The sequence below is a fragment of the Nocardia sp. CC201C genome, from assembly GCF_030010695.1.
Taxonomy (GTDB): Bacteria; Actinomycetota; Actinomycetes; order Mycobacteriales; family Mycobacteriaceae; genus Nocardia; species Nocardia otitidiscaviarum.
The window spans coordinates 1-18,056 of record NZ_JASCXP010000114.1 but is presented as its reverse complement, the minus strand read 5'-3'; the positions used below and the strand labels follow the sequence as shown (position 1 = coordinate 18,056).

The 18,056-nt window shown below is 70.7% G+C and carries 1 protein-coding gene; it reads right to left on the bottom strand.

Annotation, left to right across the window (positions count from 1 at the left end):
- The coding region (locus QK444_RS14490) for a non-ribosomal peptide synthase/polyketide synthase (protein ID WP_282780605.1) at positions 1-18,056 on the bottom strand (18,056 nt) is incomplete at both ends.

Genomic DNA, 18,056 nt, shown 5'->3' with positions numbered 1-18,056 from the left:
CAGAACCGGGACGCGCCGCGAACCAACGGAGCGTCGCCGTCCGTGGCGACGGGGTCACCGTCGGAGGTGGTGTGCAGGTCGGTGTCGGAGGTGGTGAGGACGCACACCGGCTGGGCGGTGTCGAGGATGTACTCGGTGCGCTCGGCGGGGTGGTCCGGGTCCAACGGGACGTACGCGCCACCGGCCAAGGTGACCGCATACATGCCGACCACCAGGTCCAGGGAGCGGCGAATGCCCAGGGCCACATAGGATTCCGGGCCCACGCCCTGGGCGATGAGGTGGCGGGCCAGGCGGTTCACCCGGGCGGTGAACTCGCCATAGGAAACACTTGTCCCCTCGAATACCAGGGCGGTGGCATCGGGGCTGGTCAGGGCCTGCGCCTCGAACATCGACACCAGGGTCGCGGTGCGGTCGACCGCTACGCCGGTGGCGTTCCAGTCGTGCAGCACCAGGGCGCGTTCGGACTCGTCGAGCAGGTCGATATCGCCGACGAAGGAGGTCGGCTCGGCCACCACCGCGCTCAGCATCCGCACCAGCCGCTCAGCGAAGCCCGCGACCGTGTCGGCCTCGAACATATCGGTGGCGTAGGCGAATTCGGCGTACATGCCCTCGACCGCACCATCATCGCCGAGGCGTTCGGTGAGGTTGAGGTGCAGGTCGAACTTGGAGGTGACCACGTCCAGCGGAACGCCCGCGACCTCCAGGCCCGGCAGGGTGAAGCTGGCCTCGCCGGTGTTCTGGAACGACAGCATGACCTGGAACAGCGGGTGGCGGGCCTGCGAGCGCGGCGGATTCAGGATTTCCACCAGCCGCTCGAACGGCAGGTCCGCATGGCCGAAGGCGGCCAGGTCGGCGTCCTTGGTACGGGCGAGCAACTCGGTGAACTTCTCGCCGGTGTCCACGCCGGTGCGCAGCACCAGGGTGTTGACGAACATGCCGATGGCGTCGTCCAGCACCGCTTCGCCACGGCCCGCGACGGCGGTGCCGATGGCCACGTCGTCGGAGCCGGACAGGCGCGACAGCAGGGCCGCGAAGGCCGCGTGCACAACCATGAAGAGGCTGGCGCCGTGTTCGCGGGCCAGGCGGTTCAGGCCGTCGAGCAGGGCGGCGTCGATGGTGAACTCGTGCACGCCACCCTGGTTGGAGGCCACGGCGGGGCGCGGGCGGTCCGACGGCAGGTCCAGCTGGTCCGGCAGCCCGGCCAGCGCATCGGACCAGTACGACACCTGCTGCGAGATCAGCGAGTCCGCGTCGTCCTCGGAACCGAGCACATCGCGCTGCCACAGCGCGAAATCGGCGTACTGCACCGGCAGCGGAGCCCAGCCGGGGGCGTCGCCGTTGGCGCGCGCCGCGTAGGCGACCATGACATCGCGTGCCAGCGGGCGCACCGACCAGCCGTCACCGGAGATGTGGTGCACCACGAAAACCAGCACGTGCGTGGGCTGTTCGGCGTCGCTGACGCGGAACAGCTTGGCGCGCACCGGGACTTCGGCGGTGACATCGAAACCGGTGAGCACCAGTTCGCTGATGGCGGCGGTGATGTCGGCTTCGCCGACCGCGACCGGTCCCAGGTCCGGAATGCGGTAGCCGGCGGGCAGGACGACCTGTACGCCGCGACCGCGATCGTCGGTCGGGTAGTAGGTGCGCAGCACCTCGTGCCGGTCCACCACATCCCCGACGGCGCGGCGCAGCGCGTCCACATCGAGATCGCCGGACAGCCGCACGGCCATCGGAATGTTGTTGACCGCCGACTGGGCGTCGAAGCGGTTGAGGAACCACATGCGCTGCTGCGCCAGCGACAGCGGAATCTCCTCGGGCCGCTCCCCCGCCACCAGGGCGCGGCGTCCGCCGCTGCCGGTCTCGGTCTCCAGGCGCACCGCCAGGGCCGCCACGGTGGGGGCCTCGAACAGCAGGCGCACCGGCACGCGGGTGTCCAGGGCCGCGCCGAGGCGGGCGACGACCTGGGTGGCGATGAGCGAGTTGCCGCCGAGTTCGAAGAAGTCGTCGTCGACGCCGATGGCCTGATCGGTGCCCAGCACCTCGGCGAAGACGCCGGCGACAGTCTCCTCGATCGGAGTGGCGGGGGCGCGGAACTCGCGCGCCTCGAACTCCGGCTCGGGCAGAGCCTTGCGGTCGAGCTTGCCGTTGGCATTGAGCGGCATGGCGTCGAGCGCCACCAGGGCGGCCGGAACCATGTAGGACGGCAGATGCGCCGACAGGTGCGCGCGCAGGACGTCGGCGTCGATCGCACCGGCGCTCGGCACCACGTAGCCCACGAGGCGGTCGCCGGTGCGGGCGTCGGAGCGCATGACCACCACGGCCTGCGCCACCGACTCGTGCGCGGTGAGCGCGGATTCGATCTCGCCGAGCTCGATACGCAGACCGCGCAGCTTCACCTGGAAGTCGGTGCGGCCCAGGTAGACCAGCTGACCGGCGCCGTCCGGCGCACCGCTCGCGGTCGTCCACTTCACCAGGTCGCCGGTGCGGTACATCCGCTCGCCGGGGTGGAAGGGGTCGGCCACGAAGCGATCCGCGGTCAGGTCGGCCCGGCCGACATAGCCGCGCGCCACCTGCGCGCCCGCCAGGTACAGCTCACCGGCGACACCCGGGGCGACCGGGTGCAGCCGCGAATCCAGCACGTAGGCACGGGCATTCCACACCGGCGCGCCGATCGGCACCGCACCCTGCACGTCGTCGTCGGCCGCCGCGTAGGTGGCGTGGACGGTGAACTCGGTGGGGCCGTACAGGTTGTGCAGCTCGGCGGCATTGATCCGGCGGTACGCCTGCACCGCATCGGCGGTGAACGCCTCACCGGCCACCAGCAGGGTGCGCAGTGAGGTGAGCGCCGCCGGGTCCGCGCTGCCCGCGAAGACGGTCAGCATGGACGGCACGAACGAGGTCATGGTGACCCGCTCGGCCGCGATGATGTCGGCGAGATACTGCGGATCGCGGTGCCCGTCGGGTGCGGCGACCACCATGCGGCCGCCGGTGGCCAAGGGGCCGAACAACTCCCACACCGACACGTCGAAGGTGGCGGGGGTTTTGAACAGCACCACGTCGTCGGCGGCGAGCCCGTATTCGGTGGTGATCCAGCGGATCTGGTTCACCGCCGCCGCATGCGGCACCGCGACGCCCTTGGGGCGGCCGGTGGAACCGGAGGTGAAGATCACGTACGCGGTATTGGCGGGACGCAGCGGCCGTGCCCGTTCGGCGTCCGTCACCGGAGTGGCGGCGTGGCCGGTGAGGTCGAGGGTGTCGATCTCCACCGCGTCGTGGGCGGTCCGGTAGGCGTCCCGGGCGGTGGTCAGCACCAGGGCGGGGCGCGCCACCTCGAGCACGTAGTCCAGGCGCTCGGCGGGCTGGTCGAGATCCAGCGGCACGTACGCGCCACCGGCCTCCAGTACGGCGTACATGGCGACCACGAGGTCGGCGGAGCGGCGAATGGCCAGGGCCACCAGCGATTCCGGACCGACACCCTGGGCGATCAGATGCCGGGCGAGGCGGTGGACCCGTTCGCCGAACTCACCGTAGGTGAGGGTGCTTCGGTGCGCGGACGGTCCTGTCCCCGAAGCGGACAGACCTGTCCCCTCGAAGGTGAGCGCGGGCGCGTTCGCGCTGGTCGCGGCCTGTGCCTGGAACAGCGACACCAGTGTCTCGGCGGCCCCGTCCGGCACCCCGTCGACGATGTCGACGGCGGTGTCGTTCCAGGTGTCGAGCACCAGCCGCCGCTGGTCGTCGGCGAGCAGGTCGATATCGCCGATCGGCCGCTTCGGTTCGGTGGCAACGGCTTTCAGCAGCGCCTCGAACCGCTGGCCGAATTCGACCATGGTGTCGGCGTCGAACAGATCGGTGGCGTAGATGAGTTCGGCGGCGATGCCCGACGGCGCGGCGGCGGCACCGGACGGCGCGGCGCCGTTGCCCGACACCGGTGCGGCCGCGTTCATCTCCTCCAGCACCAGTTGGAGGTCGAACTTGGCGGTGTCGATGGGCATCTCGACGCCGCTGGCGGTGAGGCCGGGCAGCTCCAGTTCGGCCGGGCCGGTGTTCTGGAACGACAGCATGACCTGGAACAGCGGGTGCCGGGCCTGCGAGCGCGCCGGGTTGAGGATCTCCACCAGGCGCTCGAACGGCAGGTCGGCATGGCCGAAGGCCGCGATATCGGTGGCACGCACCGACGCCAGCAGTTCGGTGAAGGAGCTGCCGCCGTCGATCGGGGTCCGCAGCACCAGGGTGTTGACGAACATGCCGATCAGATCGTCCAGGGCGCGTTCGCCACGGCCCGCGACCGGCGTGCCGATGGCGATATCCGCCTCGCCGGACAGTCGCGACAGCAGCGCCGCCAGCGCCGCGTGCGCGACCATGAACAGCGTCGCGCCGTTGGCGCGGGCCAGTTCCACCAGACCGGCATGGGTGTCGGCGTCGATCCGGAAGGTGTGCGTCGCGCCGCGCCCGCTGGCCACGGCGGGGCGCGGCCGGTCGGCGGGCAGGTCCAGCTGTTCGGGCAGACCGCGCAGGGTGTCGCCCCAGTACGAGATCTGCTGGGAGATCACCGATTCGGGATCGTCCTCGCGGCCGAGCACCTCGCGCTGCCACAGCGCGAAGTCGGCGTACTGGACCTCGAGCGGCTGCCAGGCCGGCTCGCCGCCCTCGACGCGCGCGCTGTAGGCGGTCATGACATCCCGGGTGAGCGGCAGCATGGACGCGCCGTCTCCGGAGATGTGGTGCACCACCAGGGCGAGCACATGTTCGGTCGGGGTGATCTCGAACAGGCGGGCCCGGAACGGCACCTCGGCGGTGACGTCGAAGCCGCGCAGCACCAGATCCGAGAGCGCCTGCGGCAGTTCGGCTTCGGTGACGTCCACCGGGGTCAGGTCGGGGATGACCTGGGCGGTGGGCACGATCTCCTGATGCGCGGTGCCGTCGATCTCGGGGTAGCGGGTGCGCAGGGATTCGTGGCGCGCCAGCACGTCCGCGACCGCGATCTGCAGGGCCTGCCGGTCCAGCAGACCCGACAGCCGCACGGCGGCCGGAATATTGTCCACGGCCGATTCGGGATCGAACCGGTTGAGGAACCACATGCGCTGCTGGGCCAGCGACAGCGGCACCAGCTCGGGCCGCGGTTGCGGGGTCAGCGCCTGGCGCGCGCCGGTGCCGGTCCGGCTCTCGGCGCGATCGGCCAGGGTGTGCACGACCGATGCCTCGAAGATCTCGCGCACGCCGATCTGGGTGTCCAGGGCGGCGGACAGCCGGGCCGCCACCTGGGTGGCGGACAGCGAGTTGCCGCCCAGGGCGAAGAAGTCGTCGTCCAGGCCGACCCGCTCCAGGCCGAGCACCTCGGCGAAGACACCGGCGACGATCTGCTCCACCGGGGTGGTCGGGGCGCGGAAGACCGCGGCCTCGAACACCGGCGCGGGCAGCGCCTTGCGGTCCAGCTTGCCGGAGGCGTTGAGCGGGAACTCGTCGAGCACCATGAGCACCGACGGCACCATGTAGGACGGCAGCTGATCGCCCAGTTCGGCGCGCACCGCGTCGGCGTCCACGGTCCGGCCCGGTGCGGCGATGACATAGCCGACCAGCTGATCGCCGGTGTGCTGGTCGTGGCGCACCACGACCACCGACTGCGCCACCGAATCCAGTGCGGTGAGCGCGGTTTCGATCTCGCCCAGTTCGATGCGCAGACCGCGCAGCTTCACCTGGAAGTCGGTGCGGCCGAGGTACTCCAGCTCGCCGTCGGCGGTCCACACCACGAGGTCGCCGGTGCGGTACATGCGGGCGCCGTCACCGAACGGATTGGCCACGAACCGATCCGACGTCAGATCCGGCCGCGCCACGTACGCGGTGGCCAGCTGATCACCCGCCAGATACAACTCACCCGCGACACCCACCGGAACCGGCCGCAACCGCGAATCCAGCACGAACACCTGGGTGTTGAACACCGGGCGGCCGATGGCGACCGTCTCGATGTCGGCGGCGGTGACCTGGTGGTAGGTGACGTCGACCGCGGCCTCGGTGGGGCCGTACAGGTTGTGCAGTTCCGCGCCGGTCAGCTCGCGCAGGCGGTGCGCGGGCTTGGGCGAGAGCGCCTCACCGGAGGCGAACACCATCCGCAGGCTGGTGGCCTGCGCGGCCGCCGCCTCGGCGACGAACACCGCGAGCATGGACGGCACGAAGTGGGTGACCGTGACACCCTCGCGGGCGATGAGCTCGGCGAGGTAGGCGGGATCGCGGTGGCCGTCCGGCTTGGCGACCACCAGATGCGCACCGATCTGCAACGGCCAGAAGAACTCCCACACCGACACGTCGAAGGTGGACGGGGTCTTCTGCAGCACCACGTCTTTACCGGTGAGGTTGTAGGCGTCCTGCATCCACACCAGACGGTTGACGATCGCGCCGTGCGGCACGGCCACGCCCTTGGGGCGACCGGTGGAGCCGGAGGTGAAGATCACGTACGCGGTGTTGTCCGGCCGCAGCGGCACCAGCCGGTCGGCGTCGCGCAGCGGCGCGGCCGAGTAGCCGCTCAGGTCGAGCAGGTCGATCCGCACCTGCGCGGTGTCGATGTCGAGATCCTCGCCCGAGGTCAGCACGGTGACCGGGTCGGCGGTGTCGAGGATGTACTCGATGCGCTCGGCCGGGTGGTCGGGGTCCAGCGGCACGTACGCGCCACCGGCGGCGACCACGGCGTACATGCCGACCACCAGGTCGATGGAGCGGCGCATACCCAGGGCCACACAGGTTTCCGCGCCGACGCCGCGCTCGACGAGCCAGCGGGCCAGACGGTACACCCGCTCGCCGAATTCGGCGTAGGTAACCGCTGTCCCTTCGAAGGAGACGGCGACGGCGTCCGGGGTGCGGGCGGCCTGCGCCGCGAAGAGCGCGATCAGGGTCGCGGCCGCGTCGCCGTCGGCGGTGCGCACGATATCGCCGTTGATGGCGGCCACATCGGCCCCACCCGGATTCGACACCAGGATGGACAGGTCGAAGTCCAGGTCGACGGTGGTGTCGTTCCACTGCTCCACCACCAGCGAGCGTTCGGCGGCGTCGAGCAGTTCGATATCACCCACGGCCGCACCGGGTTCGGCGGTGATGGCGTGCAGCACCCGCACCAGGCGGTCGGCGATACGGCGAACGGTGTTCTCGTCGAACAGATCCCGCAGGTAGCCCGCGCGAATCCGCAGGCGGCTGTCGAGCTGCGCGATGAGCGTCAGCGGGTAGTGGGTGGCGTCGGCGGCGTCCAAACCGGTGACGGCCATACCGTCGATATCGGCGGCCTGCGCGCGCAGCCCGTCGGCGTCGACCGGGTAGGACTCGAACACCACGAGGGTGTCGAACAGTCCGCCGACCCCCGCCGCCGACTGGATGTCGGCCAGACCGATGTAGTGGTGGTCCAGCAGGTCCGCCTGCTCGCCCTGGGTGCGGGTGAGCAGCGCGCGCACCGTCTCGGCCGGATCGAAGGAGATGCGCACCGGAACGGTGTTGATGAACAGGCCGACCATGGATTCCACCCCGGCCAGCTGCGCCGGGCGGCCCGACACGGTGGTACCGAACAGCACGTCGTCGCGGCCGGTGAGACGGCCGAGCAGCATGCCCCACGCGGTCTGCAGCACGGTGTTCGGCGTGACACCGAGCTGTGCGGCCAGGTTGGTCAGGCGTGCGGTGGCGGCCTCGTCCAGGTCGAAGAAGTACTCGCCGGACAGCGCCGTGATCTCCCGGCTCGCATCCGGCCGGGTGAGCAGGGTGGGCTCGGAGACTCCGCGCAGCGCCCGCTGCCAGGCCGCGAGCGAGGCCGGACGATCCTGCCGCGCAACCCATTCCAGGAAGTTGCGGTAGGAGCGGACCGGCGGCAGCGCGCTGCTGTCGGCGCGGGTCGCGTACAGCACCAGCAGGTCCTGCATGAGCAGCGGCATGGACCAGCCGTCGAGCAGGATGTGGTGGTTGGCCACGGCCAGCCGCCAGCTGTCGGCACCGGTGCGCACCAGTGTGAAGCGAATGAGCGGCGGCTGCGTCAGGTCGAAGCGCCGCATCCGATCGGCGGCGATGATCTCATCGGCGGCGGCCGACCGTGCGTCGGCGTCGGTATGGCTCGCGCTCAGGTCGTGGTCGGTCCACGCCACCCGCACGCTGTCGAGCACCAGCTGCACCGGGTTGCCCGCCGCGTCGTTCAGGTAGGCGGTGCGCAGGATCTCGTGCCGGTCGATCAGCGCCTGGGCGGCGGCACGCAGGCGGTCGGCGTCCACGCGGCCGGTGAGGGTCAGCACCGCCTGCGCCGTGTAGACGTCCACCGAGGTGGCGGCCAACTGCGCGTGGAAGAGCAGACCGGCCTGCAGGGCCGACAGCGGCCACACCTGATCGAGGCCGGGGAAGCGGCGCTCCCACCCGTCGATATCGCGCTGGGTGACCCGCACCAGACCGAAGTCGGACGGCGTGTGCCCGCCCGCGTCGGCCGAATCCGCATGCCGGGCAACGGCTTCCAGTGCGGAGGTCCACAGCTGACCGAAAGCGGCGACCTCGTCGGCGTCGAGCAGGGTGCTCGGGTAGCCGATATTAGCGGTGAGCTTGTCGCCCACCACGATGGCGTTGATGTCGATCGGCGCCATGGCGGGCATGTCGGCGTCGTACGCGCCACCGAGATCGCCCAGTTCCGGGGCCGGAATCCAGCCGAAGCCGCGCAGCGCCTCGGGCACATCGCCCTCGTTGACCCGGCCCAGGTAGTTGAAGCTGACCTGGCCCGGCAGTTCGGCGGGCAGCTGTCCGGCGGTGGCCGGGTTCAGATAGCGCAGCAGGCCGTAGCCGAGGCCCTTGTCGGGCACCGCGAGCAGCTGCTCCTTGACGGCCTTGATGGCGCGGCCCATGGCCGGGCCACCGGCGAGGGCGGCATCGACATCGATCTCGGACAGGTCGAAGCGCACCGGGAAGATGGCGGTGAACCAGCCCGCGGTGCGGGACAGGTCGGCACCCGGCACGACCTCTTCCTCACGGCCGTGGCCCTCCAGACGGATGAGCGTCGTGGAGCGACTCGGAGCGGGGTGGTGGTCGGGCGACGGGTGGGCGAGGGCAGACTTCTCCCCCGCACTCTCCCCCGCGGTACCGACGGGCGTGATCCCCCGGTCCGCGCGCCACTTGGCGACGGCCAGCGCCAGCGCGGTCAGCAGACCGTCGTTGACACCGCCGTGGAACAGCGCGGGCACCGTGGTGAGCAGCGACCGGGTGACCTCGCCGGACACCTCGACGTGGTGCTTGCGCACAACCTCGGTGACGTCCACGGCCGGATCCATGGGCCGCGCGGTGAGCAGCGGATCGGGGCCGTCGACCACGCCGCGCCAGTACTCCAGCTCGGCGATCCGCTCCTCGCTGCGGGCCTCCCGCTCCAGCGCGTGCGCCCAGGTGCGCATGCTGGTGGCGGGTGCGGCGAGTTCCGGCGTCTGACCGGAGGACAGCTGTCCCCAGGCGGTGACGAAGTCGGGCACCAGGATGCGCCAGGTGACGCCGTCGACCACCAGGTGGTGGGCCGCGACGATCAGGCGACCGGCACGGGTCGGCTCACCCTCGGACGCCGGGGACGGTTCCAGCCATACGAACCGGATCACCACGCCCGCGGCCGGATCGAGCCGGTCCAGGGTGGCGTCCAGGGCGGCCGACGCGGTGTCGAACAGCGCGGCGTCATCGAGCGCGGCGTCGAACACGGTGTGGTCGATGAGCGCGTCCACATCCACGGTGCCCGGCGCGGCGGTCTCCACCGTCCATTCACCGGAGTCGTTGCGGTACAGACGCGCCCGCAACATGTCGTGGCGGTCGATGACGGCCGCGACGGTGGCCGCGATACCGGCGCGGTCGATGCCGACCGGCAGTTCCAGGGCCATGGTCTGGTTGAAGCGGCCGAACGAGCCGCGCCGCTCCGCCATGAACCGCACGACCGGGGTGAGCGGCAGCTCGCCCACTCCGCCGCCGGGCAGCTCCTCCAGCTTCGGCGCGGTATCACCCAGCGCCGCGGCGGTTTCGGCCACCGCGGCCAGTCCGGCCACGGTGCGCTGTTCGAACACGTCGCGCGGACTGAACACCACACCGCGCGCCTTGGCCCGCGACACCAGCTGAATGGAGACGATGGAGTCACCGCCCAGGGCGAAGAACGAGTCGTCGATACCGACCCGATCCAGGCCCAGCACCTCGGCGAAGACCTCGGCGATGGTGTGTTCCACCGGATTACGCGGCGCGCGGAAGGCGGCCTCGGTGGTGAACACCGGCTCCGGCAGCGCCTTGCGGTCCAGCTTGCCGACCGGGGTCAGCGGCACCCGGTCGATGGTCATGATCGACGACGGCACCATGTAGGCGGGCAGGCGCTGCTCCACATGCGCGGTGAGGGTCGGCACGTCGATGACATGCCCCTGCGCCGCGACCACGTACGACACCAGCGACACCGCACCGGCGGCATTGCGGTGGCCGATGGTGACGGCGAAGTCCACGGTGTCGTGCGAGGCCAGCGCGGCGTCGATCTCACCGAGTTCGATGCGGAAACCGCGCACCTTCACCTGGAAGTCGGAGCGGCCCACATACTCGACCTCACCGCGACTCCAGCGCACCACGTCACCGGTGCGGTACATCCGCGCGCCCGGCACATACGGATTCGCGACGAAGCGATCCGCGGTCAGGCCCGGCCGCGCGTGGTAGCCGCGCGCCAGCTGAATGCCCGACAGATACAGCTCACCCGCGACACCCTCGGGCACCGGCCGCAACCGGTCGTCGAGGATCAGCGACTGCATACCCCGGATGGGGCCGCCGATGGTGACGGTCTCCCCCGGCGTCATGGGGCCGCTGATATTGGTCATGATGGTGGTCTCGGTGGGACCGTAACCATTGTGGAAGGCACGAATACTGCCGTCCGCCAACGGAATCGCCCACTTGGCCACCAGTTCCGGCGGTACCGCCTCACCACCGGCGCACAGCATGCGCAGGCTGTCGAGCCCGGTGGGATCGAAGGTGGCGATGGCCGCCGGGGTGATGAAGGCGTGCGTCGCACCCTCGGCGCGGATCAGCGCGGAGAGCTCCTCACCGCCGTAGACACCCGGCGGCACCACCACGAGGGTGCCCGCCGGACCGACCGCGAGCAGGAACTCCAGCATGGACGCGTCGAAGGACGGCGACGCGAAATGCAGTGCCCGCGAATCGGTGTCGAGGTGGTAGCGCTCGATCTGCTCGGCACTGAAGTTGGCCATACCGGCGTGGGTGACCACGACGCCCTTGGGCAGGCCGGTGGAGCCGGAGGTGTAGATGACATACGCCGGATGCTCCGGCCGCAGCGGGCGCGCCCGCTCGGCCGCGGTGACCGGCGCGCCGTCGTAGCCGTCCAGCTCGAGCTCGTCGAGCACCAGCCACCGCGCCGATTCCGGCAGTCCGTCGCGCACCGAAGCCACGGTCAGACCGACCGGGGAACCCGAGTCGGTGACCATGTGGGCGATGCGGTCGGCCGGGTAGGTCGGGTCCACCGGCACGAAGGCGGCCCCGGTCTTGGACACCGCCCATTCGGCCAGATAGGAGTCGGCCGAACGCGGCACGGCCACGGCGACCAGATCCTCGGTGCCGATGCCGCGCTCGATGAGCAGGCGCGCCAGGCGATTCGACCGCGCGTCGAGTTCGGCGTAGGTGAGCTCGACGCGGTCCTCACCGACGCGGCCGGGGTAAACGACCGCGATGCCCTGCGGATTGCGCGCGACGGCGTCGGCCATGAGCTCCGGCAGGGTGCGCGCGGGCTCGGCGGGCGCACCGGTGCGGGCGATCAGGTCGGCGCGTTCGGTGGCGTCGAGGATGTCGATGCCGCCCACGGTGATCTCGGGATCACCGGCGATGGCGGTCAGCACCCGCTCCCAGCGCTGCGCGAAGGCGGCGGCGGTGTCGGCGTCGAACAGGTCGGTGGCGTAGGTCAGGGCCAGCGCCATGCCGTCGGTTCCGTGCTCGGACAGGGTGAACTGGAGGTCGAAGCGGGCGACGTTCTCCTCGAGATCCAGCGCGGAGACGGTCAGGCCGGGCAGCTCCAGGCTGGTGCGATCCAGGTTCTGGAAGGCCAGCACTACCTGGAACAGCGGGTTGCGCGCCTGCGACCGCTCGGGGGCGAGCAGTTCCACCAGCCGTTCGAACGGCACGTCGGCATTGCCGAAGGCGTCCAGGTCGGTGCGGCGCACCCGCTCCAGCAGATCGGTGAAGTGCTCGGCCGGATCGATGGCGGTACGCAGCACCAGGGTGTTGACGAACATGCCGACCAGATCGTCGAGCGCCTGCTCACCACGACCCGCGACCGGGGTGCCGATGGCGATGTCGTCGGTACCGGACAGACGTGACAGCAGCACGCTCAAGGCACTGTGCATCACCATAAACAGTGACGAACCCCGCTGGCGGGCAACATCTTCCAGTGCCGCGACGAGTTCCGGTGACAGCGTCCGGTGCAGCGTCGCGCCGCGATGGGAGGCGACGGCCGGGCGCGGGCGATCCGCGGGCAGGGTCAGCTCGTCCGGAATGCCGTCCAGGGTGCGCTGCCAGTAGCCGACCTGGCGGGCGAGCAGCGATCCGGCGTCCTCCTCGGAGCCGAGCACCTCGCGCTGCCAGATGGCGAAGTCCGCGTACTGCACCGGCAGCGGGGACCAGCCGGGCACCGCGCCCTGGGTGCGCGCGGTGTAGGCGGTCATCACGTCGCGGGTCAGCGGCCCCATGGAGAAGCCGTCACCGGCGATGTGGTGCACCACCACGACCAGCACATGCTCGCGCGCGTCCGCTGTCCCCGCATCGCTACGGCCCGATGCGGCGGTCAGTTCAGCGGTCTCGGAGTTCCCCGGCCCGTCACCGTCGGTCGGCGGGAGCGCGGCCGCGTCGTCGACCTGCGGCTCCGCAACCACCCGGTACAGCCGGGCACGCAGCGGAACCTGTTCGGCCACATTGAATCCGGCGGTGGCGAACTCGGTGACGCGGGCGGTCAGCTCGTCGGCGGCGACCTCGACCGGGTGCAGGTCCAGACGGACCTCGTCGGCGGGGACCACCACCTGCATGGGGGTGCCGCCGTGCTCGGGGTAGCGGGTGCGCAGCGACTCGTGGCGTCGCACCACATCCGCGACGGCGAGTTCCAGTGCGGCGGTGTCGAGTTCACCCGTCAGGCGGATGGCCAGCGGCAGGTTGTAGGCCGCCGAACCGGTGTCGTACTGGTTGAGGAACCACATGCGCTGCTGCGCGAACGACAGCGGCACCAGTTCGGTCGCACCGCGCTGGCGGGCGACCAGCTTGGCGCGCGAGACGCCGTCGGCATGCGATTCGATGCGGGCCGCCAGGGCCTCCACGGTGGACGCCTCGAACAGGGTGCGCACCGCGACGGAGGTGTCGAGAGCGGACCCGATGCGCGAGACCACGCGGGTGGCGATGAGCGAGTTGCCGCCCAGATCGAAGAAGTCGTCGTCCAGGCCGACACGCGGCAGCTCGAGGACATCGGCGAAGACGGCGGCGACGGTCTCCTGCACCGGGGTCTCCGGCGCGCGGAAGGCCCGGGCCTGCACCGCCGGGGCGGGCAGCGCGCGGCGATCCAGTTTGCCGTTGACGGTCAACGGGATTCGATCGAGCACCACCAGCGCCGACGGCACCATGTAGGACGGCAGCCGCTCGCCCGCACCCGCACGCACGGTGTCGAGGTCGGGCGCGGCGCCCTCCTCGCCCACCACGTAGGCGACGATGCGCTGATCGCCGGGCTGATCCTCGCGCACGATGACCGCGGCCTGCGCGATACCGGGCTGCGCGAGTACGGCGGCCTCGATCTCACCGAGTTCGATGCGGAAGCCGCGCACCTTGACCTGATCGTCGGCGCGCCCGAGGTATTCGAGTTCGCCGAAGCGGTTCCAGCGGGCGACGTCGCCGGAGCGGTACAACCGCTCACCGGGCACGCCGAACGGGCTGGCCACGAACCGGGCAGCGGACAGGTCCGGGCGGCCCAGATAGCCGCGTGCCAATTGCGGCCCGGCCACGTACATTTCGCCCGCGACACCGACCGGAACCGGATGCAGGCGGTCGTCGAGCACGTACACCCGCAGGCCCGCGATGGCGCGACCCACAATGCTGCCGGTGGCGGCCGCGATGGTGGCGGCGTCGAGCGCGCGGTGCGACACGTGCACCGTGGTCTCGGTGATGCCGTACATGTTCACCAGCACCGGCGCGCTGTCACCGTGGCGGGCGATCCAGTCACCGAGGCGGCGCAGCTCGAGGGCCTCACCGCCGAACACCACATACCGCAGCGCCAGCGGCGCGACGGCGGTACCGGATTCCCGGCTGGCCACCGACGCGATGCGATCGGCCTCGGCCAGCTGGTAGAAGGCCGACGGCGTCTGGTTGAGCACCGTGACCCGTTCGCGGCGCAGCATTTCCAGGAACTGCTCGGGCGAGCGCGAGGTGTAGTAGTCGACCACGACCAGTTTGCCGCCGTAGAGCAGCGGTCCCCACAGCTCCCACACCGAGAAGTCGAAGGCGTAGGAGTGGAACAGCGTCCACACATCCGCTGCGCCGAAACCGAATTCGCGATCGGTATTGGCGAACAACCGCACCACGTTGGCGTGCGACACGGCCACGCCCTTGGGGCGGCCGGTGGAGCCGGAGGTGTAGATGACGTAGGCGACATGCTCGGGCCGCAGCGGGCTGAGCCGTTCGGCGTCGGTCACCGGCGCGTCGTCGGCGTCCTCGATATCGCCCGCCTCGACGGTGTACCCGTCGAGCACCACGGTCGGCAGCGTGGCGGGCAGTTCCACCTGCACGGTGGAATCGACCACGACGCTGGTCGGAGCCGAATCCTGGAGCAGGAACGCGATGCGATCGGCCGGTGCGGTCGGGTCGACCGGCACGTAGCCCGCGCCGGTCTTGATCACCGCGAGCAGCGCGACCACCAGATCCAGCGAGCGCGGCAGGATCACCGCGACCAGGGATTCCGGTCCGGCCCCCTCCGCGATGAGGCGGCGGGCCAGCACATTGGCGCGCCGGTCCAGTTCCGAGTAGGTCAGCTCGTCGTCGCCGAAACGCACCGCCACCCGCGTGGGATGGGCGGCCACCGCGGCGTCGAACAGACCCGACAGCGTGGCGGTCGGATCGGCGAACGGTCCACTGCCGCGGCCAACGGCGGAACTCGCGGCTCCCTCCGTGGTGACGCGAGCTGCCGCCTCCGGGCGCGTCGCGAGTTCCGCGGCATCGGTTCCCGCGGAGACCCAGCGCTCGGCCACATCGTGGCGTTCGGCCTCGCCGAGCAGGTCGATATCGCCGATGACGGCGGCCGGGTCCTCGGCCACCGCGCGCAGGATGCGCACCAGGCGGTCGGCGAAGGCGGCCACGGTTTCGGGGTCGAACAGTTCGGTGGCGTAGTTCCAGGACAGGCCGAGCGAACCGTCGGCGCGCTCGCCCACGGTCAGCTGCACATCGAATTTCGCCGTGCCCGGGTCGAATTCGACGACATCGACGTCCAGACCCGGCAGCGAGACCGAACCCGCGTCCTTGGCGGAGGCGGCCTCGAAGGTCAGCGCCACCTGGAACAGCGGGTGGTGCGCCTGCGAACGCTGCGGGCTGAGCACATCGACGAGACGTTCGAACGGCACGTCGGCGTGCGCGAAGGCGGCCAGGTCGGTGCGGCGCACCTCGGCGAGCAGATCGGCGAAGGCCGCGTCCGAGCGCACCGGCGTGCGCAGCACCAGGGTGTTGACGAACATGCCGACCAGATCGTCCAGGGCGCGGTCACCGCGTCCGGCGATCGGCGTGCCGATGGCGATATCGGTGGCGCGCGACAGGCGCGACGCCCACGCGGCCAAGGCGGCGTGCACGACCATGAACAGGGTCACGTCATGGTCGCGGGCCACGGCCGACAGCGCCCGGTGCACCTCGGCGTCGATCGAGAAGTCGTGCGTCCCACCGGCATTGCCGGCCACCTCGGGGCGCGGCCGATCGGCGGGCAGTTCGATCTGGTCCGGCAGGTCGCGTAGCTGTTCGGTCCAGTAGGCGAGCTGTCGCGCCGCGGCCGAATCCGGGTCCTCCTCGGATCCGAGCACGGTGCGCTGCCACAGCGCGTAGTCGGCGTACTGCACCGGCAGCGGAGCCCAGTTCGGGGCCTCGCCGCGGCTGCGGTCCAGGTAGGCGGCGACCACGTCGCGCAGCAGCGGGCGCAGCGAGAAGCCGTCACCGCTGATGTGGTGCAGCACCAGCACGAGCACGTGTTCGCGCGGGCCGAGGGTGAGCAGGGTCGCCCGGAACGGCAGTTCGCGCGTGACATCGAAGTGCACGCCGGCCGCCGCGGTGACGCGGGCGATCAGATCGTCCGCCTCGATCTCCTCGGCGTCGAGATCGAAGGAGACCTCGCCCGGGGAGAGGACACGCTGGTAGCCGTTGCCCTCCACCTCGGGGTAGACGGTGCGCAGGGCCTCGTGGCGGACCAGCACGTCGCCGATGGCGGCGGCGAGGGCGGTGGCGTCGACCTCACCGGTGAGGCGCAGCGCCACCGGGATGTTGTTGACGGCGGTGCGGTTGTCGAAGCGGTTGAGGAACCACATGCGCTGCTGCGCGGGCGACAGCGGCACCAGCCGCGCCGACTCACCGGTGTCCAGGGTCACCGGGGCGGGCCGCTCCTGCGGTGTCAGCGGCAGTCGCGCGCCGGTGCCGACGCGCGATTCCAGGTGCGCGGCCAGCGCCGCCACGGTGGACGCCTCGAACAGGGTCCGCACCGGGATATCGGCGTCGAGCGCGGCCGACAGGCGGGCCGCCACCTGGGTGGCGATCAGCGAGTTGCCGCCCAGTTCGAAGAAGTCGTCGTCCAAGCCGACGCGTTCCACGCCGAGCACCTCGGCGATGGTGCCCGCCACGGTCTGCTGCACCGGGGTGGCCGGGGCGCGGTAGACCTTGGCGGCGAAGGTGGGGGCAGGCAGCGCCTTGCGGTCCAGCTTGCCCGAGGCATTGAGCGGGAAGGCGTCCAGCACTATAAAGGCGGCGGGCACCATGTAAGCCGGAAGCTGTTGGGACAGCTCGGCTTTCACGGTCTCCAGATCGATGTCACCGTTCGCGACCAGGTAGGCCACCAGTTGGTCGCCGGTGCGCTCGTCGTGGCGCACCACGACCACCGCCTGCGCCACTTCAGCCATGGCGGTGAGCGCCGACTCGATCTCGCCCAGTTCGATGCGCAGACCGCGCAGCTTCACCTGGAAGTCGGTGCGGCCCAGGTACTCCAGCTCACCGTCGGCGGTCCAGGTGACCAGGTCACCGGTGCGGTACATACGAGCGCCGTCACCGAACGGATTCGCCACGAACCGATCCGAGGTCAAATCGGGCCGCGCCACATACGCGGTGGCGAGCTGATCGCCCGCCAGATACAGCTCACCCGCGACACCCACCGGAACCGGCCGCAACCGCGAATCCAGCACGTACACCTGAGTGTTGAACACCGGTGCGCCGATCGGCACGGTGTGCACGTCGGCATCGGTGACCTCGTGATAGGTCACGTCGACCGCGGCCTCGGTGGGGCCGTACAGATTGTGCAGGCGCGCACCGGTCAGGGCGCGAAGCTGCTGCGCGGTCGGGCCGGGCAGCGCCTCACCGGAGGCGAACACCTGGCTCAGGCTGGTGGCGCGGGCCGCGGCGGGTTCCGCCACGAACACCGCGAGCATGGACGGCACGAAGTGGGTGACCGTGACGCCTTCGCGGGCAATGAGTTCCGCGAGATAGACCGGATCCCGATGCCCGTCCGGCTTGGCGACCACGAGACGCGCGCCGACCTGCAACGGCCAGAAGAACTCCCACACCGACACGTCGAAGGTGGACGGGGTCTTCTGCAACACCACGTCGTACGCGGCCAGCCCGTACTGGGCGTGCATCCATACCAGGCGGTTGACGATGGCGGCGTGCGAGACGGCGACGCCCTTGGGGCGGCCGGTCGAACCGGACGTGAAGATGACGTAGGCGGTATTGCCGGGCCGCAGCGGAGCGCGGCGATCGGCATCCGTCACCGGGGTGTCGGCGAAGTCGGAGAGATCCAGTTCGTCGATGCTGTATCTATTCGCGGCGCTGGAAGTCCC